At 69.5% G+C, this 19,471-nt stretch carries 16 protein-coding genes and 3 pseudogenes; 15 read left to right on the top strand and 4 right to left on the bottom strand.

The annotated features are described in order from the left end of the window. Positions 1-8: 8 nt before the first annotated feature. Genes AC37TH_RS14870 through AC37TH_RS14855 form a run of 4 tightly spaced genes read left to right on the top strand, consistent with a single transcriptional unit; the run spans position 9 to position 3,584 of the window. A complete protein-coding gene (locus AC37TH_RS14870; protein WP_490765135.1) occupies positions 9-1,217 on the top strand; it encodes an enolase C-terminal domain-like protein in 1,209 nt (402 codons plus the stop codon). Continuing rightward, positions 1,211-1,864 carry an RraA family protein gene (locus AC37TH_RS14865; protein ID WP_490765134.1) on the top strand — a complete coding sequence of 218 codons (654 nt, stop codon included), beginning with the start codon at positions 1,211-1,213 and terminating at the stop codon, positions 1,862-1,864. The genes AC37TH_RS14870 and AC37TH_RS14865 overlap by 7 nt, the downstream gene beginning before the upstream one ends. Next, positions 1,861-2,832, top strand: coding sequence for a DUF4432 family protein (locus AC37TH_RS14860; protein ID WP_490765133.1), 972 nt, complete (start codon positions 1,861-1,863; stop codon positions 2,830-2,832). Before AC37TH_RS14865 ends, AC37TH_RS14860 begins: the two co-directional genes overlap by 4 nt. Further along, complete coding sequence (locus AC37TH_RS14855; RefSeq protein ID WP_490765132.1) at positions 2,829-3,584, top strand: SDR family NAD(P)-dependent oxidoreductase; 756 nt, start codon at positions 2,829-2,831, stop codon at positions 3,582-3,584. The genes AC37TH_RS14860 and AC37TH_RS14855 overlap by 4 nt, the downstream gene beginning before the upstream one ends. A 178-nt stretch (positions 3,585-3,762) precedes the next feature. Here the strand turns inward: AC37TH_RS14855 and AC37TH_RS14850 are convergent, their stop codons facing one another. Then, the gene (locus tag AC37TH_RS14850) at positions 3,763-4,305 is read right to left on the bottom strand and encodes a GNAT family N-acetyltransferase (RefSeq protein WP_490765131.1); all 543 of its coding nucleotides are present in this window, start codon (positions 4,303-4,305) and stop codon (positions 3,763-3,765) included. A 40-nt stretch (positions 4,306-4,345) separates the two neighbouring features. Further along, entirely contained in the window at positions 4,346-4,810 is a 465-nt protein-coding gene (locus AC37TH_RS14845; protein ID WP_490765130.1) for a hypothetical protein, read from the bottom strand. 147 nt (positions 4,811-4,957) lie between these two features. Here AC37TH_RS14845 and AC37TH_RS14840 point away from each other — a divergent pair, with 147 nt between their 5' ends. From AC37TH_RS14840 to AC37TH_RS14800, 9 genes and pseudogenes are all read left to right on the top strand, one after another. Continuing rightward, complete coding sequence (locus tag AC37TH_RS14840) at positions 4,958-6,463, top strand: ABC transporter substrate-binding protein (RefSeq protein WP_490765129.1); 1,506 nt, start codon at positions 4,958-4,960, stop codon at positions 6,461-6,463. Further along, positions 6,453-7,412, top strand: coding sequence for an ABC transporter permease (locus AC37TH_RS14835; RefSeq protein ID WP_490765128.1), 960 nt, complete (start codon positions 6,453-6,455; stop codon positions 7,410-7,412). Before AC37TH_RS14840 ends, AC37TH_RS14835 begins: the two co-directional genes overlap by 11 nt. After that, positions 7,409-8,269 carry an ABC transporter permease gene (locus AC37TH_RS14830; protein ID WP_490765127.1) on the top strand — a complete coding sequence of 287 codons (861 nt, stop codon included), beginning with the start codon at positions 7,409-7,411 and terminating at the stop codon, positions 8,267-8,269. The genes AC37TH_RS14835 and AC37TH_RS14830 overlap by 4 nt, the downstream gene beginning before the upstream one ends. Next, a complete protein-coding gene (locus tag AC37TH_RS14825; protein ID WP_490765126.1) occupies positions 8,254-9,225 on the top strand; it encodes an ABC transporter ATP-binding protein in 972 nt (323 codons plus the stop codon). Before AC37TH_RS14830 ends, AC37TH_RS14825 begins: the two co-directional genes overlap by 16 nt. After that, positions 9,222-10,013, top strand: coding sequence for an ABC transporter ATP-binding protein (locus AC37TH_RS14820; RefSeq protein WP_490765125.1), 792 nt, complete (start codon positions 9,222-9,224; stop codon positions 10,011-10,013). The genes AC37TH_RS14825 and AC37TH_RS14820 overlap by 4 nt, the downstream gene beginning before the upstream one ends. Before the next feature lie 66 nt (positions 10,014-10,079). Continuing rightward, complete coding sequence (locus tag AC37TH_RS14815; RefSeq protein WP_490765124.1) at positions 10,080-10,676, top strand: TetR/AcrR family transcriptional regulator; 597 nt, start codon at positions 10,080-10,082, stop codon at positions 10,674-10,676. A gap of 126 nt (positions 10,677-10,802) precedes the next feature. Continuing rightward, positions 10,803-11,825: an agmatine deiminase family protein gene (locus tag AC37TH_RS14810; RefSeq protein ID WP_490765123.1), complete on the top strand. Its 1,023-nt coding sequence runs from the start codon at positions 10,803-10,805 to the stop codon at positions 11,823-11,825. Positions 11,826-11,876: 51 nt separating this feature from the next. After that, a pseudogene (locus AC37TH_RS14805) lies at positions 11,877-13,493 on the top strand (amidase); the annotation flags it as partial. 363 nt (positions 13,494-13,856) lie between these two features. After that, positions 13,857-14,996, top strand: a complete 1,140-nt coding sequence (locus AC37TH_RS14800) for an agmatine deiminase family protein (protein ID WP_490765122.1) — start codon at positions 13,857-13,859, stop codon at positions 14,994-14,996. 19 nt (positions 14,997-15,015) lie between these two features. Here the strand turns inward: AC37TH_RS14800 and AC37TH_RS14795 are convergent, their stop codons facing one another. After that, positions 15,016-15,648: a TetR/AcrR family transcriptional regulator gene (locus AC37TH_RS14795; protein ID WP_490765121.1), complete on the bottom strand. Its 633-nt coding sequence runs from the start codon at positions 15,646-15,648 to the stop codon at positions 15,016-15,018. Then, positions 15,645-17,126 (bottom strand): purine-cytosine permease family protein, encoded by a 1,482-nt coding sequence (locus AC37TH_RS14790; protein ID WP_490765120.1) that lies wholly within the window; start codon positions 17,124-17,126, stop codon positions 15,645-15,647. Before AC37TH_RS14790 ends, AC37TH_RS14795 begins: the two co-directional genes overlap by 4 nt. Before the next feature lie 177 nt (positions 17,127-17,303). Here AC37TH_RS14790 and AC37TH_RS14785 point away from each other — a divergent pair. Beyond that, a pseudogene (locus tag AC37TH_RS14785) lies at positions 17,304-18,336 on the top strand (agmatine deiminase family protein). Continuing rightward, positions 18,333-19,471 (top strand): annotated as a pseudogene (locus AC37TH_RS14780) (amidase); the annotation flags it as partial. The pseudogenes AC37TH_RS14785 and AC37TH_RS14780, both read left to right, overlap by 4 nt.

Raw genomic sequence — 19,471 nt, 5'->3', positions numbered from 1 at the left:
GGAGAATCGTGGAGAAATTGAGAATCGGACGCATCGAGGCGTTCGAGGTGACCGTGCCCATCGAGGCGCCCATCCGGCACTCGTACGGCGTGCACGAAGCGTTCACCCGCACGATCGTGAAAGTGCACACCACCGACGGGCTCGTAGGGCTCGCCGAGACGGCCGCGAGCGCCGAGGAGGTGATCAGGGCCGGGAGCGTCGTCGTCGGTCTCAGTGCGCTGGAGACCGGCAGCATCCGGATGCGCATCACCGAGCGTTTCTATTGGAGCAAGAATCCACTGATCGCGTCCGCCATCGAGATGGCCTGCGTCGACATCATCGGCAAGGCTCTCGGGGTGCCGGCCCACCAGATCCTCGGCGGCGCCGTTCGCGATCACATCGACCTCGCGGCGTACTGCTTCTACCGCTACGAGTCGCCGACGCACGCCGCGGTCACGACGCCCGACGAGATGGCCCGCCACGCCTACGACCTGGTGCAGCGCTACGGCTTCGGCACGGTGAAGCTCAAGGCGGGCGTGCAGGAGCCGGCGATCGAGGTGGAGACGCTGCGCGCCATCCGGGATCTGCTGCCAGGGATCCGGCTGCGCATCGACCCGAACGCCGCGTGGACTCCGGCGACCGCGATGGGGCTACTCGGCCCGCTCGCTGAGATCGGCCTCGAATACCTGGAAGACCCGGTGGCCGGGCAGGCGGGCATGGCCGAAGTGCGTGCGAAGACAGCGATCCCGCTCTCGACGAACATGTGCGTCGTCGACTTCGACGACATCCCTGGGGCGCTCGCCCTCGGCAGCGTCGACGTGATCCTCTCCGACCCCTGGTATTGGGGCGGCCCGTTGCAGACCAAGACACTCGCCGACCTGTGCCGCATCCACGGTCTCGGAATCGGGATGCACTCGGGCATCGAGCTCGGGATCGGCATGGCGATCATGGCGCACACGGGGGTGACCATCCCGCAGCTCACTCTCGCCGTCGACGCGCACCACCACCACCTCGTCGACGATGTCATCGTGGGCGAACGCCTGCTGCCGAGCGGCGACGGGCGCCTCGCGCCACCGGACGGCCACGGTTGGGGCGTCGAGCTCGATGAGGACAAGGTGGAGCAGTACAGGGAGCTGCACCGCAGCGGACGGTTCGCGAACCTGTATGTGGCCGGCGACTCCGGCAACGGCGCCGATCGGTTCCGCCCGGAGTGGAATCCGGTGATGCCGGCATGGTGACCATCGACCTGGCCCGCGTGCGGGCCGAACTCGGCTCGGCCGTGCTCTCAGACATGCTGGATGCCGTCGGGCTGCGGCACCAGTGCCTCGCGGCAGGCCTGTCCCCTCTCGAACCGGACACCGTCATCGCCGGATACGCATTCCCCGTGACGATCCGGCGTGTCTTCGACGTTCCGGAGACGCCGTTCGCCGGACTCGTGGCCGCCCTGGACGCGATCGGCCCGGACGAGGTGTTCATCACTCCGACCCAGCGGGCGAGGGACATCGCGGTGTGGGGCGAGCTGCTCAGCACGGCGTGCATCGCCAGAGGGGCGGCCGGCGCGATCACGGACGGACTCGTACGTGACACCCGACAGGTCCGCGAGCTCGGGTTCCCCGTCGTCTCCGGGGGCACGATCCCGTACGACAGCATGGGGCGGCACGAGATCGCCGAGCACCGGGTGCCGTGCGTGATCGACGGTGTCCGGATCGAGCCGGGCGATCTCGTGGTCGCCGACTCGGACGGCGTCGTCATCGTCCCCGCTGCGCGCGCCGAGGAGGTCGTCGCCGCCGGGCTCTCGAAACGGGCGAGCGAATTGGAGTTCCGGCAGGCGGTCGCCGACGGGATGCTCGCGTCGGACGCGTTCCGCACCTTCGGCGTCCTGTGACGCCGGACGTCCGAGCGCTCACCGCCACCGACGATGTCCTCGCTCACACGGCGATGCAGGTCGTTTCGGACGGACCTGGCGCTGGCACGCGGGTCCTGGCGGTCTCCCCGGCCGGTGGCCTGCACACGCGGGTGTTGCTCGATCGGGGCCTGGACCTCGGGGCGACGTGGTACGGCGGGGAACCGGTGGCCTGGCTGTCGGCGATGGGTGAACAGCCACCGGGGCACGGAGACTCCGGGGAGGGTTGGCACGACGGCTGGGCCGGCGGGCTGCTGACCACGTGCGGGCTGCAGAACGTCGGCCTCCCGAGTGAAGGTCACGGCCGTCACGGTCGGTACAGCGACCTCGCGGCGACCGACGTCTCCGTGGCCCGCGACATCGACGCGCGCGGCGCCGGGCGCATCATCGTCTCAGGAACGGTGCACGAACCGCACGGTCTGGGCCGAGGTATCCGGGTTCGGCGACAGCTCGGCTTCCCGATCGGCGCCGGGGTCGTCACCCTCGAAGACATCGCCACGAACCTGAGTGCCGAGCCGTTGCACTCCCCGCTCCTGTACCACCTGAATCTCGGACACCCGTTCCTCGGACCGGACTCGATCCTGCTCCATCGTCGTGAAGGGACCTTCGCGGCGGCCGCCGAGGCGTCGCCGATGGGCCCGCCCGCTGCCGTGGCAGACGAGGTGGCAGAGCATGATCCCGTCGTCGGCGATGGCGGCACCGCCGCCGTCGCCGTGCGTTCGGCGCGACTCGGGATGCAGCTGACCGTCGAGTGGGACACCCGCACGCTGCCTCGCCTGTTCCACTGGCAGCGGCGCGCGGCCGGCACCTACGTGAGCGCGATCGAGCCGGCGAACTGTAGCGTGCAAGGGCGGGCAGTCGATCGTGCCGCCGGTCGCCATCCCGTGCTCGCACCAGGGGAGACCCGCCGGACGTGGCTTCGCATCACCGTCGAGAGGACCACAGGATGACCGATTCACCGCTCCAGGGGCTCCGGGCGCTCGTCACAGGGAGCAGCGGGGGCATCGGCGAGTCCATCGCCAGGGCGTTCGCGAGTGCCGGCGCCACCTGCATCGTCCACGGGCGACGTCGCGCGACCGTGGAGCGCATCGCGCACGAGATCGGCGGAGAGGCCATCGTCGCCGATCTCGCCGACCGGCGTTCGCCCGACCGGATCGTCGCGGAGCTCACCGAGCGCGGCGGCCTCGACGTCCTCGTGAACAACGCGGGGTTCGAAGAGCCCAGCAGCGTGGAGGAACTCGGCACGGACGAGTTCGCCCGCGTGCTCGACGTCAACCTCCTGGCCCCTGCCGCACTCATGCGGTTGTGCGTGCCGATGCTCCGCCGGAGCAACGCTCCGTCGATCATCAACGTCACCTCTATCCACGAGACGGTCCCTGTCAGTGGGAACGGCGCATACGCCGCCGCCAAGGCGGCGCTCGCCTCCCTCAGCAGAACGGCCGCGATCGAGCTGGGCCCTTCCGGCATCCGCGTCAACACGCTCGCCCCCGGCGCGATCCGAACCGACATGAACCGCGACCTCATCAGCGCCGTCGGCGAGGAGCGCTTCCAATCCTGGATCCCGCTCGGGCGCGTGGGGGTGCCGGAGGACGTCGCGGATGTCGCCGTCTTCCTGGCCAGCGATGCTTCTCGGTACATCTCAGGCGCATCCATCGTCGTCGACGGCGCGTACGCGAATCACCTCGTGAGGTACGACGGCTGACGAGAACCGGGGAGCTGCCCTTGCGATCCGGGGTTCTGCCCGATGACACGGGTGCCCTTCCGCCATGTCGTCTGAACGAATGGTCGCGAATTGCCGCGCGCAATCACGTCACGCGGCAATTCGGGACCACTCGATGTGTCGGGGTGGGGGCGCGATGAGCTCCGAGCGGTCGGCGGGGTCAGGCTCCGTGCTGCGGTGAGGCACCGAACCATTGCTCGGCGTCGTACTCAGCGAAGCGGTCGAGCTCCGCGAAGCCGAGCGTGTGGATCAGGCGGAGGGAGCGCTCGTTGGCGAGCTGGGTCGAGATGACGAGGGGCTGGTCCGGGAGCGCCCGCGCGAACCACGCCATCGCGGCGGTGCACGCCTCCGTCGCGTATCCATTGCCCCAGGTGTGCGGCAGCAGGAGGTAGCCGAGCTCGCTCTCCCCGCCGCCCTGGCGCACGTGGCCGGGGCGCTCCGGGTCGCGAGGGTCGAACGTCACGAGGCCGATCGCCGAGCCGTCGAGTTCGACGACGAAGAAGCCGGGGCGGCTGCCGGGGACAGCGGGCATCGTCTCCTCGAGCTGCTCGCGCGGCTCGCCTCCGCCGGCGTACTCGTTCACCTGCGCAGAGCTGAAGAGGTCGATCATCGCCTCGCGATCCCGAGCCTCCGCTGCGCGCAGCACCAGCCGCTCCGTCCTGATCGGTTCGGGAGGCCACGCCACGGTGTCGAGATGCGTCATGGCGCGAGCGTACCGGGCGCGTGGGCCGGATCGCGGGACGTCAGAGGAAGGCGCCCCGCGCCACGACCACTCCGACGAGGAGGAACGCCAGGACGACCACGAATACGATCGAGAGCGCCGCGATGCCGACGACCACGAGGACGAGCTCGACGATCCGGTAGGGAAGAGCGCGGTTCGCTCCCGGCATGGCCGTCCCGTACCCGCGCAAGAGTTTCCCGGAGGATGCGAAGGGTAGCGCCATCGCGCTGCCCAGCCAGCCGACGACGCCCGTCCAGGTCGACAGGGCCCCGCCGCCACTGGTCGAGAATGCGAGAAAGGCCACGAGACAGACGGGACCGACGACGGCGAGGGCCGCTGCGATGAACAGCTGCGCCTGCCCGGCCCACCAGACGCTGCGCTCGAAGGCGGACGACTCGGTCGGCGGGCGTCGCCTCCACCAGCGGCGGCGATGCCGCGCCATTTTGGCGGCGGCGACCTCTGGAGCGGGAGCGCTGGGACCTTCCACCTGGCTCCTTCCGCCCGTGGCGGTGTCCGCCGCGATCCGGCACCAACCGGATGCGATCAGATTACGGCCTTCCGAAACTCTTGACACTTCGACGCGCACCAGGCATATTTGGATTTCATCCAAATCCTATTTCTAAGCGAGGGTCCGATGCGACGAAGCACTGTTCTCGCGGCCGTGGTCAGTACGGCCGTTGTCCTCTCCGTTGGCCTCTCGGGGTGCTCCGCCGGTGACGCGGGGTCGGGGGACACCCTGCACGTCATCCGCTCCGAATCGTTCGACGGCTGGAATCCCGACTCGGCGGCGGCGTATGCGACCTACCAGACACTCGACAACGTGCTCGAACCGCTGCTCAAGTCCGGGTCGGACGGGCGGTCGATCGAGGCCGGGATCGCGACGAAGTGGGTGTACGACCGCGGCGCGCACACCTGGACGTTCACGCTTCGGCCCGGCGTGAAGTTCAGCGACGGCGCCACCGTCACCCCGGCCGACGTGATCTTCTCTGCTGGGGTGTGGGCGAAGGGCAAGAACTACGGGTCGCTGTACTCGGACATCAGCAGCGTCACCGCACCGGATGCGCACACCGTCGTGTTCCATCTGGCGGGGCCGAACACGATCCTTCCCGTGCTGATGACCTGGAGTTCCTCGGCGATCTTCCCGCACGACTTCGGCGGGAAGTCGGAGGACGCCTACTGGCAGAAGCCGGTCGGCGCCGGGGCGTACGGCGTGACGTCGTGGTCGACCGGCGGACAGACCGTGCTGACGGCCAACACGCACTACTACGAGAAGATCGGCGTGAAGAAGGTGGTGATCGACACGGTCACCGACTCGAACCAGGGCGCCGCGATGCTCCAGTCCGGTCAGGCTGACATCTCGCAGTACCTCTCCCCTCAGGATGCGACCGTCTACGGGTCGACGCTCAAAGCGCTCCCGTCCAGCCAGATCGAGCACCTCAGCTTCAACACCACCAGGAAGCCGCTCGACGACGTGCACGTGCGCAAAGCGATCGCGTACGCCATCGACTACGCCTCGGTCATCAAGGGCGCCTTCAAGGGATATGGGACTCCGGCGCCCGGGATCATCCCGTCCGGGCTGGCGAACTGGTCGGCGCCGGACGTGAAGGGCTACGACCACGACCTCGCGCAGGCCAAGGCGGAGCTCGCCCTCGCGGCGACGAAGCCGACGAAGCTGGAGGTCGTCTACGACGCCTCCAATACGGCGGACAACGACGTCGCGCAGATCGTGAAACAGAACCTCGCCGACATCGGCATCACCCTCACGCTGAGCCCCCTGGAGACAGGCGCGTTCCTCGACCGTGCCTACGGGCTCACCGCCGATCTCGTGCTCTGGTCGTACGGCGCGGTCTCGCCGGACGTCGTCGACCCGCTCGCCTGGATCAGCGGCACATCCTGGCTGTTCAGCGGCGTGAAGACCGAGCAGATCACGCAGCAGTTCCACCAGTACGCGGCGGCGTCGACGGAGTCCGAGAAGCAGTCGATCATCCGGCAGGTCCAGGATGACGGCATCACCGAGCTCCCGGCCGCGGCGCTCGCACAATTCCAGGTACTCTACGGCGTCAATCCCAGGGTGCACGGCTTCGCGCCGACACCGTGGGGGATGTACCACTGGAGCCAGATCACCCTGAGTGGCAACTGACGTGTCCGAGCGGTTCGCCTTCGTCCTGCGTCGCGTCGCATACGCCGTGCCGCTCACCCTGTGCGTCGTGCTGCTGGTGTTCCTGCTGTTGAAGATCACCCCGGGCGATCCTGCCCGGCTGGTGGTCGGGCTGCGGGCGTCGCCGGAGCAACTCGCTCTGGCGCGACAGCAGCTCGGGCTCGACAAGCCGGCGATCCTGCAGTTCTTCGACTACGTGGCGCACGTGTTCACCGGCGACTTCGGCTTCTCGTTCAAGTCGCAGCAGCCGGTGACGGAGACCATCGGCGAGCGGTTGCCGGTCTCGCTCTGGCTCCTCGGGTTCAGTGCGCTGTTCTCGGTGATCATCTCGGTGCCTGCCGCGATCTTCTCCGCCCGGCGGCCGGGCGGGGTGTTCGACCACACGGCTCGGGCGGTCGGCCTGGTGCTGTTCGCGATGCCGTCGTTCTGGACAGGGATCATCCTCATCCTGCTGGTGGCGCTTCCGACCGGCCTCTTCCCGGTGGGCGGATTCGGGTACACGACGGTCGACCATCTCCGGTCGATCGTGCTCCCGGCGATCACGCTCGCGGTGACGATGGCCCCGCTGCAGATCCGCAGCCTGCGGGCGAGCCTCATCGGCGTGCAGGACTCCGAGTACATCACGGCGGCGCACACACTGGGGATCGGGCCGGGCAGGATCACGCGCCGGTTCGTGTTGAGGAACGCCGCGCCCCCCACCGTTTCCGTCCTCGCCCTGAACATCGGCTACATGCTGTTCGGCGCGGTCGTGGTCGAGACGACGTTCGCCCTGCCGGGGCTCGGACAGGGGATCGTGCTCGCCTCGCGACAGAGGGACATCCCGCTCATCCAGGGCTACACGATCGTGTTCGCGCTCGCCGTCATCCTGGTCTACCTCATCGCCGACGTCGTCACGGCGATCCTCGATCCGAGAGTGAAGGTCGACTCATGACCGCCATCGCGCCCGTCGTCATCGAACCCCGCACCGCCGACAGCGTGCGCGTGCGGCGCGCCCGCCCACCCGCGATGGTCTGGGTCGGGCTGTCCATCGTCGCGGCCTATGTGCTCGCAGCCGCCTTCGCCCCGGCCATCGCCCCGGCGGATCCGCTCGCCCAGAACGTCTCGAACGCACTCGCCTCGCCGTCGTGGCAGCATCTGCTCGGCACGGACGAACTCGGGCGCGACGTGCTGTCGCGACTGATCTGGGCGGCACGGATCGACCTGCTCATCGGCTTCCTCGGAGCCGCGCTCCCCGCCGTGCTCGGCACGGTCCTCGGTGCGCTCGCCGGTTACTTCGGCGGCTGGGTCGACACGCTGGTGATGCGCGTCTCCGATCTGGTGCAGGCGTTCCCCAGCTACATCCTGGTGATCGCGCTGGTCTTCGTCCTCGGGGCAGGACCGGTCTCGATCCTGGTGTCGATGACCGTGGTCTCCTGGGTCGCGTACGTGCGGCTCATCCGCACCGAGATGCTCCGCGTTCGAGAGTCGGACTACATCGCGGCGGCGACGGTGTCCGGGTTCTCGAAGCAGCGCATCCTGTGGCGGCACGCCTTCCCCAACGCGATCGGGCAGAGCCTCGTCTACCTCCCGTCGGACATCGTGGCGGCCACGCTCGGCCTGGCCGCGCTGTCCTTCCTCGGGCTCGGCATCCAGCCGCCCAGCCCCGAATGGGGCGCGATGATCGCGGAAGGGCAGCCGTTCATCCGGGACCAGTGGTGGCTCGCGACCGTGCCCGGTCTGGTGATCGTCGTCTTCGGGCTCGGACTCAGCATGGTGGGCGAAGGAGTGGAAGCATGGGGTCGGAAATGACCAGGACGGTCCTCGCTGTGGAGGATCTCGCCGTCGCGCTGACCGTGCGCGGAGACACCTTCTCGCCGGTCGACGGGGTCAGCTTCAGCGTGGCGCGCGGCGAGACGCTCGGCATCGTCGGCGAGTCCGGATCGGGCAAGAGCCTGACGCTGCGCGCGGTGCTCGATGTGCTGCCGGCGGGTGGACGCAAAACAGGACGGGTCACGATGTTCGACGACGCGGGCGTCGTCCGTCCGGCCGAACAGCGCATCGCGATGGTGTTCCAGGAGCCGATGCTCGCCCTGAACCCCACGATGAGGGTGGGCGACTTCATCGCGGAAGCCGTCAGGACGAACACCGGGGGATCGCTGCGCGCAGCCCGATCCCGGGCGGTCGAACTCATGTCCGACGTCGGCATCGCCCGGGCGGAGGAACGATCCAGGATGTGGCCCCACGAACTCTCGGGCGGCCTGCGGCAGCGCGTGATGATCGCAGCGGCGCTCGGCACGGAGCCGGACGTGCTGCTTTGCGACGAACCGACCACCGCACTCGACGTCACGATCCAGGCGCAGATCCTCGACCTCCTCAAACGGGTCAGCGCCGAGCGCGGGATGGCGATGGTGTTCGTCTCGCACGACCTGGCGGTGATCGGGGAGATCAGCCAGCGGATCGCCGTCATGTACGCAGGACGGATCGTGGAAACGGGACGGACGCAGGACGTGCTGCACCATCCGCAGCACCCGTACACGACCAGTCTCCTCGCCTGCACGCCGTCGGCGGTGCGTGCTGGCGAGCTGCTGGAGACCATTCCCGGCAGTCCGCCCGACCCGCGCGCCTTCCCCGTCGGGTGCCGGTTCGCACCGCGCTGCCGGTTCGCGTCCGACGAGTGCCGGACCGCGCCCTACGAGCTGGAACCGACCGAGCGCGGCGCGACCGCGTGCATCCGGGTGGACGTCGTGGAGGCGATCAGCGCATGAGTGTCGTGCCGTTGAAACGCGTGAGTGCGCCGGAGTTCGTGCTCGAAGCGCACGATGTCGTTGTGTCGTACGGGTCGCGGCGCCGACCGGGGACGCCGGCGCTGGAGGGTGGCGAACTGTCGCTGCGGCGCGGGGAGTCGGTGGCGATCGTGGGGGAGTCCGGGTCCGGGAAGTCGACGTTCGCGAAGGCGCTCGTCGGCCTGGTGCAGCCGGTCGGCGGGGAAATCCTGCTGGACGGTGCACCGGTCGGGGCGCGACGGTCGCGTGAACAGATCCGCCGGCTGCAGATGGTGTTCCAGGATCCGAGTTCGTCGCTGAATCCGTCGATGACGGTCGGCCGGATGCTGGAGGAGCTGATCCGCTTTCACCGGATGGTCCCCCGGGGGCGCACGACCGAGCGCGCCCAGGAGCTGCTCGAGATGGTCGGCCTCCCCCGGTCGGCGTTCACCGCACTCCCGCGCCGGCTGTCCGGCGGGCAGCGGCAACGCGTCGGGATCGCACGGGCGCTGGCGGTCGAGCCGACGGTGCTCATCGCCGACGAGTCGACAGCGGCGCTGGACGTCTCCGTGCAGGCGGCGATCCTCAACCTGCTCTCCGGACTCCGCTCCGAGCTGGGGTTGACGCTGCTGTTCATCTCGCACGACCTCTCCGTCGTCCGGCACATCAGCGACCGCGTGATCGTGATGAAGGACGGGCGGATCGTCGAGGACCGGGACGTCGACGGGCTGTTCGACGCACCGGAGAGCGAATACACGCGGAGTCTGCTGGCGGCGGCGCCTCGCCTCTGACCGCGCGCATCCCGCTACCATCGAGGATGTCGGACAACAGGTGGAGACAGAGCTCGAGGAGTTGACGTGGACCGTCTCACGAAGGGCAAGCTCCGCGAGGAAGCTGTGCTGCTCGCGGCCGCGCAGGCGATCGCCGAGCTCGGGTTCTCGAACGTGCGCGTGTCCGACATCGCCGAGCGCGCGAACATGACGCCCGGGCACGTCACCTACTACTTCCCCTCCAAGAACGACCTCCTCCTGCTCGCGATCCGTCGCAGCGAGGAAGAACTGGTCGAGCGGTCGCGGGAGTGGCTCTCGACGATCGAGGACCCTCGGCAGCGGCTCCGCCAGTTGATCGAACTCTCGGCGGCCGACGGCTTCAAAGACGAGGGCTGGGCGCTCTGGCTGCAGGTCTGGGCGAACGGGATGGTCGACAACGCGGTCTCGACCGAGCATCAGCAGCTGGAGCAGCGCTGGTTCCAGATCCTGATCGAGGTGATCGAGTACGGCCGCGACCGCGGGGTGTTCGAGGTCGCCGACGTGGACGACGCGGCGGAGCTGGTGTCGGCGCTGATCGACGGGCTGTCGATCCAGGTCACCGTCGGGTCGACGAGGCTCGACCGGGAGCGCGCGCTGGCGCTGTGCGAGCGCGGGGCGGCGAGCATTCTGGGGTATTCGCTCTAGCTGTCGCGGGCAGACGACCGCTGCGCCGCCGCGCAGACGCGTGTCGGCGGCTTCACGTGGTGTCCCCTCTTGCCATTTTCTTGGATGTCATCCAATATTGGATGACATCCAACTGTGGAGGACACCGTGACGACACTTCCCTTGACACCGATCTCGGCCGGCTACCGTATGCCGGCGGAGTGGTCCGCTCATGCGGCGACGCTGATGATCTGGCCGGCGCGCGCCCGGCTGTGGGGTGACAGGTACGACGCAGCGTGCGCCGAGTACGCGGCCGTCGCCTCCGGCATCGCGGCGTTCGAACCGGTGTTCATGGTGTGCCAGCCTGGCGAGGCTGCGCTTGTCCGCAACCTCTGCGGCTCCGGCGTCGAACCGCTGGAGTTCGGAGCGGACGACTCGTGGGCCCGCGACGCCGGTCCCATCTTCGTCACCGACGAGCAGGGCGATGCCGTCGCCGTGAAGTTCGGCTTCAACTCGTGGGGAAACCGCTGGCACCCCTACGATCAGGATGCGCTGATCCCCGACCGCGTGGCCGCCCACTTCGGCGTCCCCCTGTTCAGTGCGCCGCTCATCCTCGAAGGCGGGTCGTTCTTCACCGACGGGGAAGGCACGCTGATCACCACCGAGCAGTGCCTGCTCAACCCGAACCGGAACCCCACGCTCGACAAGGCGCAGATCGAGGCGATCCTGCACGACTACCTCGGCGCGACCACGGTCATCTGGCTGCCGTTCGGGCACAGCCTCGACACCGGGCCGGTCGGCACGGACGGGCACATCGACGGCGTCGCCCAGTTCGCGGGTCCCGCGCGGATCTTCCTCGAATACCCGAGTTCGCCGGAGTCGACGGAGTACGACCGTGCGCGCGCCAACCTGGCCGCGCTCGACGGGGCCGTGGACGCGCTCGGCCGCCCGCTGCAGATCGAGCTGTTCGATCCGCCGCTCGTCGGGGAGGTCTCGTACGCGAACCACTACCTGGTCAACGGCGCCGTGATCGTGCCCATCGACGACACCGCAGAGGCACAGGATGCGCTCGCGCGGTTCGACGACATCTACCCGGACAGGGAGGTCGTGGGAGTGCAGGCGGCGGCCGTCGCCTCGGGCGGTGGCGGGCCGCACTGCATCACCCAGCAGCTTCCCGCCGGGATCCTGTAACCGGTGGAGTCGGTGACGGACCAGGCGGGCACGGTCGCCGCGCCCTTCGACGTGGCGCCCTTCGACGTGGTCGAGGCGAGCATCCCGGACCTGCGCCACGCGCTCGAGACGGGCGCGGTGACCAGCGTCGAGCTGGTCGCCGCCTACCTGGAGCGGATCGCGCTGCACGACCGCCGGGGCGCGCTGCTGAACTCGGTCCCCGTGCTCGATGCCGACGCGTTCCGGGAGGCGGCGGCGTCCGATCGGCGTCGCGCGGCCGGGAAGGTGCGCGGGCCGCTGGACGGTATCCCGTACACGGTCAAGGACAGTTACGCGGTGCGCGGCCGGTCGCTGGCGGCGGGCTCTCCGGCGTTCCGGGAGCTGGTCGCCGCGGACGACGCGTTCACCGTTTCCAGGCTGCGCGCGGGCGGTGCGATCTGCCTCGGGCGCACGACGATGCCGCCGATGGCCAACGGCGGTATGCAACGCGGGCTGTACGGCCGGGCGGAGAGCCCGTACAACCGGGACTATCTGACGGCGGCGTTCGCGTCGGGGTCGTCCAACGGCTCCGGCACGGCGACGGCGGCGAGTTTCTGCGCCTTCGGGCTCGCGGAGGAGACCTGGTCCTCCGGCAGGGCGCCCGCCTCCAACAACGGCCTGGTGGCGTACACGCCGTCGCGCGGTGTGATCTCGGTGCGCGGGAACTGGCCGCTGGTGCCGACGATGGATGTGGTGGTCCCGCACGCGCGCACGGTGGCCGACCTGCTGGAGGTCCTCGACGTGATCGTGGCCGACGACGAGTCGTCCGACGGTGATTTCTGGCGCTCGCAACCGTGGGTCGGCATCCCGGCCGCCTCCTCGATCCGCCCCATCTCCTACCCGGCGATCGGGATGCGCACGCGGCTCGACGGCGTCCGGCTCGGGGTGCCCAGGATGTACATCAACCGCGACGCCGACGCTCGCGAGCCCATCGCCACCCGCCAGAGCGTCATCGACCTGTGGGAACAGGCGATGGGCGACCTCGTCGCGCTCGGCGCGGAGGTCGTGGAGGTCGACTTCCCCGTCGTGTCGAGCTACGAGGCGAACGACGGCCTGCTCCCTGAAGCCTTCGAGGATGAGGAGCTCTGGGACCTCTCCATGCTGTGGTGGGACAGCTTCCTTCGCACATACAGCGCCGGTGGGCCCGCGCGTCTCGCCGACGTCGACGGGCCGCTCATCTTCCCGCAGCCGTGCGGCGCGCTCCCGGACCGCTACGGCGGCGACTTCGACCTGGCCGACTATGTCGAGCGCGCGCGGGAGGGGTTGCGTCCGCTGGACGAGATCGCGTCGATCCCGGAGGGCGTGCGCGGCTTGGAGCGAGCGCGCCGGGTCGACCTCGAGGAGTGGTTGGCGGCGCACGGTCTCGACGCCGTCGTCTTCCCCGCCGTCGCGGATGTCGCCCCGGCGGACGCCGATGTCGACGAGCACTCCGCCGATCTCGCCTGGCGCAACGGCACTTGGGTGGCGAACGGCAACCTCGCCATCCGCCACCTCGGCATCCCGACGGTGACGACGCCGATGGGGGTGATGCGCGACATCGGGATGCCCGTCGGCCTCACCTTCGCCGGTGCGGCGTACGGGGACTCGCGGCTGCTCAGCTTCGCGGCGGCGTTCGACTCACAGCGGACCAGGCGGATCGTTCCGCCTCGCGTGCTCGAAGCCCCGGTGCCGGGCGGCGCTCGTCCGGTGGTCGCCCTTGGAGTGCGCACGGTGGCGCCGCCGGTGGTCACTCTGACCGCCGGGCGGGAGGCGGACGGCTCTGTCCGGATCGGCGTCCGCGTGGATTCGGAGCGCGCCATCACGACCATCCGGCTCAGCGTGGCGGGCGAGGTCGTGACGGCGGAGCTGTCGGCGGCCGGACGCTACGAAGCCAGGGTGCGCGCCGAGTCGCTGCCCGCAGCGCGTCGTCACTCGGAGTGGGTGGAACCGTACGGAGCGCTCGTCGTCTCGCGTTGCCGTCGCTGACGATGGCGCAGCGGGGGGAGCGGCGATCGAAGTGGAAGGGGAGACGGTATGAGAGAGACACTGGACGACGAGAAGAAGGGGAACGGCATGAGCAGGCGCGGATTCCTGACCGCCGCCGGGATCGTCGTGGCCGGTGCGGCCACCGCGGCCGTGGTCGGCACCGGGCGGTCGCTCGGCGCCGCCGACCCGGCCTCAGCGGCAGGGACGTTCGCCGTGCCCGCCGAGGATGTGCGGCACGAGCGCACCTGGATGGCGTGGCCGGACCGCGCATCCATCTGGGGTGGCGGCCTCGCGGGCGTGCAGGCGGACATCGCGCGGATCGCGAACACGATCGCGAAGCACGAACCCGTCTTCCTCTGCGCGAATCCGGGAAGCGCTGCGCGGGCACGCTCGCTCTGCGGGAGCGGGGTGACGGTGCTCACCGACATCCCTGTCGACGACTGCTGGATGCGCGACACCGGCCCGGTCTTCCGGAGGGACGACGCCGGGCGGCTGGATGCGATCGGCCTGAACTTCAACGGCTGGGGCAACAAGCAGGCGCACACGCACGACGCCCGCGTCGCCGCCCGCATCGCGGCGTCTGCAGGGGTGCCGTTCTCGGCCGCCGACTTCGTGGGGGAGGGCGGCGCGATCGAGCAGGACGGCGCCGGCACCCTGATGGCCACCCGGAGCAGCCTGGTGAACAAGAACCGCAACCGGGGCAGGTCGCAGCAGGAGATCGAGGACGCGATGCTCGACGCATACGGCGCCTCGGAGGTCATCTGGTTCGACGGGGTGAAGAGCCAGGACATCACCGACGACCACGTGGACGCCACCTCGCGGTTCCTCTCCCCAGGCCGGGCCATCGTCCAGGTGCCGCTCGCAACGGACGACGACGCGTTCTCCTCCGACGCACGCGACCAGGATGCGGTGCTGTCGGCGGCGATGACGGTCGAACGGCTCCAGGGACCGGACTACGGGAGGATCCGATCCAGGAACAGCAGCTTCCTCGCGTCGTACGCCAACTTCTACGTCTGCAACGGCGCGGTGATCGCCGGGCGGTTCGGCGACGCGCTGGCGGATGCGGCGGCAGCGGCAACGCTCGCGCGGCTGTTCCCCGGCCGCGTGATCGAGCAGCTCGACATCGACCACCTCGGAACGGGCGGCGGCGGGATCCACTGCGTCACGCAGCAGCAGCCGGCGGCGTAGCAGGCGCGCGTTCAGCGCGCTACGCCGACAGCGCTCCCCTGGTCAGGCCGAGCTCGTTCTCCATGGCGCGGCAGACGAGGCGGCCCCGGTCGCCGGCGCCGCCGTAGTGCACGAGGGCGTGCGAGTTCACGCCGTCGATCATGCCGAGGAACTGCCAGGCGACCGCGTTCGGGTCGTCGGTCGAGAACTCTCCGGATGCGACCCCGGCCAGCACGACGCCGGTCACCACTTCCTGCCAGGCGTCCATGAGCTCGCGCACCCGGCCGGCGAGCAGATCGTTGGTGCGCCCCACGCTGTACGCGTCGGCCCAGACCGTGGTGACGTCGTCGCGCTCCGGCTCCAGCAGGGTCGCGATCAGCGAGCGCAGGCTTGCCGTCGGCGTCGGCTGGGCCGTGATCAGGAGGAGCACTTCGTCGATCTCCAGCTGGGCGATGGTTGCGAACGTCGTGGCGACGAGCGCATCCATGCTGGGCTCGTAGTGCGCGACGAGCGCGGGCGCGACGCCGACCTGCGCGGCCACCGACCTCAGCGTCAGCGCGGGCAGCCCGCCCTCGCGGGCGAGCTGCTGCGCGGCGTCGCGGATCTCGTCGGCGCGTTCCGTCGCCGACTTCCGCGTCGCGCGGGGTCTGCGAGTGACCGCCGTCTCGGTCATGCGGTCACGGTGACAGGAGGACCGGCCGGGGTGCGTTCGAGGTCGACGAGCACCGGCAGCTCGGGGGCGTCGACTCTGGCTCGTGCGAACATCACACAGCCAACATAGACGATCGCCGCGACGATGCCGGAGCCGATCGCGCTGGGGTCGATGCCGCCGAACAGGTTGGCGAGCGGCCCGGCGTAGAGGTCCGTGTAGACGCTGAGCACGCCGAAGAGCGAGCCGGCGAGCCAGGCGGCGACGGCCGGAACGTTCCACCCGGCGGTGAACCAGTACCGGCCTCCGCGGCGCTTCTGTGCGAACGCCTGCAGGTCGTTCGGGTCGTAGAACCGCGTACGCAGCGCGCCGATGACGAGCACGACCGCCCAGGGCGTGGTGATCGCGTTGAGGATGACCGTGGCCGAGGTGATCGCATCCACGGCGTTGAAGACGAAGACGCCGAGGTAGAGCAGGGCGACGGACACCGCCGCCGCGAGCGCCGTGGTGTGCACGCGTCGCAGCCGGGGGAAGAACGTCTCCAGGTCGAGACCGGTGGCGTAGATGCACATCACGCCCTGGCCGAAGCCGCCGACCACCGAGACGATCAGGATGGGGATGAGGTACCAGAACGGCGACGAGGCGACCAAGTCGCTCATGAAGTCGCCCGTCGAGACGGTCATCGCCGAGCCGGCGTACGCCCCCAGGATGGCGGGGAGCAGTGTGCCGAGCATGAGCGCGGCGAACAGCGCCCAGCCGATCGAGCGGCCGGTGTGGCGCCGGATCGAGATGCGGCGCGTGTAGTCGCCGATGATCGGCGCGTACGAGATCGGGCCGGCGGTGGCCAGCACAGTCGACAGGATGAACGTCTGCCAGTATCCGCCGACGGCGAAGGTGCCGGTCGAGTACGCCGGGTTGAAGTTCGCGCTGAACGCGAAATAGCCGAGGATCAGCACGATTCCGGCGATCGGGACGATGAATTTCTGCATGGCGACGATGGTGGCGTGGCCGTAGAGCGCGACGATCACGATCAGCGCGGACACCAGGGCGTATCCCACGGCGTGGGTCGCATCGTTCTGCGGCAGGCCGAAGAGCCGGTGGGCGGCGCCGACCAGCGCATCCCCGCTGGTCCAGACCGTGAGCGCCGCGAACACGATCGCGATCAGCAGCGACAGGGCGGAGCCGATGAGGCGACCCCGGATGCCGAAGAACGCGCCGCTCGACACGGTCATGTTGGTGCCGGTGCGCGGCGAGACGCCGGAGAGCGGCAGCACGACAAGCGTGCCGATCAGGGTGCCGATCGTGGTCGTGACGACGGCGCCCCAGAAGTCGAGGCCGAGCTGGATGGAGACCCAGCCGTAGACGGCGATGGTCCAGCCGAAGTTGCCTCCGGTGAACACGGCGAACAGGTTTCGGGGGCTGGAATCGCGTTCTCGCTCTGGGAGGTAGTCGACGCCGACTTCCTCGATATGGCCGACGCGATCGGTCGGGTCTGTGCTCATCGTTGTAGCTCCTCTGCGAGTGCGTTCGGCTTCGGTGCGCGATCCGCTCTGGGGTTGGAAGCGATCATGACTCTAGTTGATCGCATAGTCAATAGCGGAATTCCTTGACACCGTCGAACTCGTCGCCCTACAGTCGGGTCAGCTATTGATTCCATGATCAATAACGGAGGATCAACGATGAACTGGAAGATGCCCGCGGGAATTCGCTCCCCAGGAGCGCATCTGGACGGCGTTCCCGCGCGACGGATACACGCTCGGCGACGACGCCGAATCCGCCGAAGAAGGCCCGTCTCGCCTGGTCGGGCGTCGCCAACGCCGCCGCCCGATTCGAGCCGGTGACTGTCGTGGTCGACCCGAGCAGCCGCAGCCACGCGAACCGCCTGCTCGACGGCTCGATCGACATCGTCGAAGCACCGCTCGACGACTTCTGGATGCGCGACATCGGTCCGTCGTTCGTCCTCGACGACGAGACCGGCGCGCTCGGAGCGGTCGACTGGGTCTTCAACGGCTGGGGTGCGAACGCCTGGGCGACGTGGGAGAACGACCGCGAGATCGGGTCGTTCGTCGCCGCGGAGGCCGGTGCGGAGCTGGTGTCGAGCATGCTCGTCAACGAAGGCGGCGGCATCCACGTGGACGGGGAGGGGACCGTCATCGTCACCGAGACCGTCCAGCTCGATCCCTTCCGCAACCCGTACGCCACCAAGGCGATGGTCGAGCGCGAACTCGCCCGCACGATCGGCGCGACCAGCGTGATCTGGCTGCCGCGCGGCCTGACCCGCGACTACACCTCGGTGGAACCCGCGGGCACGTCGACATGGTGGCGGCGTTCGCAGCACCCGGCCGGGTGCTCGTGCACACCCAGAACAACCCGGACCACCCGGACTACTTCGTCACCCGTCAGCTGCGCTCCGTGCTCGAGGCGGCGACGGATGCTGCGGGCAGACGCCTCGAGATCATCGAGCTCCCCGCGCCGGAGACCGTCCAGGATGACGACGGCTACGTCGACTGGAACTACGCCAACCACCTCGTCGTCAACGGCGGCGTCATCGCCTGCGGGTACGGCGAGCGGGAGGCCGACGCGCGCGCGGCGGCGATCCTCGCCGAAGCCTACGACCGCGAGGTGGTCACGATCGACGCGCGGCCGATCCTCGCGCGCGGCGGCGGCATCCACTGCATCACCCAGCAGCAGCCGCTGGCGAGCGCCCGATGAGCAGCGCATCCGGTCGCTTCTTCCCGGTGGTCGAGGCCACGATCGCCGAGTTGCGCGAGGCGTTGGAGTCCGGCGCGGTGACCAGCGTCGACCTCGTCGCCGCGTACCTCGACCGCATCGCGGCGTATGACCGCGGCGGCATCCGCCTGAACGCGGTGCCGGTGCTCAACCCGGAGGCGTTCGCCGACGCGTGCGCCTCGGATGCGCGCAGGGTGGCGGGAGCGACGCTCGGACCGCTCGACGGCATCCCATATACGGCGAAGACAGCTATGCGGGCACGCGGGCTCACCGTCGCAGCAGGCTCCCCGGCGTTCCGCCAACCTGATCGCGGGCGACGACGCATTCGCGATCGCGCAACTGCGCGCAGCTGGCGCGGTGCTGATCGGCCTGACCAACATGCCGCCGATGGCCAACGGAGGTATGCAGCGCCTGGGGTATACGGCCGCGCGGAGAGCCCGTACAACGGAGGCTACCTGACCGCGGCGTTCGGCAGCGGCTCGTCCAACGGGTCTGGCACGGCGACAGCGGCGAGCTTCGCCGCGTTCGGTCTCGGCGAGGAGACCTGGTCGAGCGGGCGGGCACCGGCATCCAACAACGGGCTTGTGGCGTACACGCCGTCGCGCGGGGTCATCTCGGTGCGCGGCAACTGGCCGCTGGTGCCGACGATGGATGTGGTGGTGCCGCACACCAGGACGATCGCCGACCTGCTCGAACTGCTCGACGTGATCGTCGTCGACGACCCGCGGACGGACGGCGATTTCTGGCGTAGCCAGCCGTGGGTGCCGCTGCCCGCCGCCTCCACTGTCCGCCCCGAGTCGTACCGTTCGCTCGTGGCCGCCGACGCTCTACGGGGCAGGCGCATCGGCATCCCGCGCATGTACATCAACGCCGACACCGACGCGGCGGAGCAGATCGAGACGCGCCCGTCGGTCGTCGACCTGTGGCGCGCGGGCCGTGCCGACCTCGAAGCGCTCGGCGCCGAGGTGATCGAGGTCGACTTCCCCGTGGTCACCAACTACGAGCGCCAGGGCGGCGCGCGGAACATGGTGGACCGCGGGTTCGTCCCGGCCGAGTTCGCCGACCGCGAGTTGTGGGATCTGTCGATCTGGGGCTGGGACACCTTCCTGCGCACCAA

Source organism: Leifsonia sp. McL0627 (genome assembly GCF_058244615.1).
This window is presented reverse-complemented; position numbering and strand designations above follow the sequence as displayed.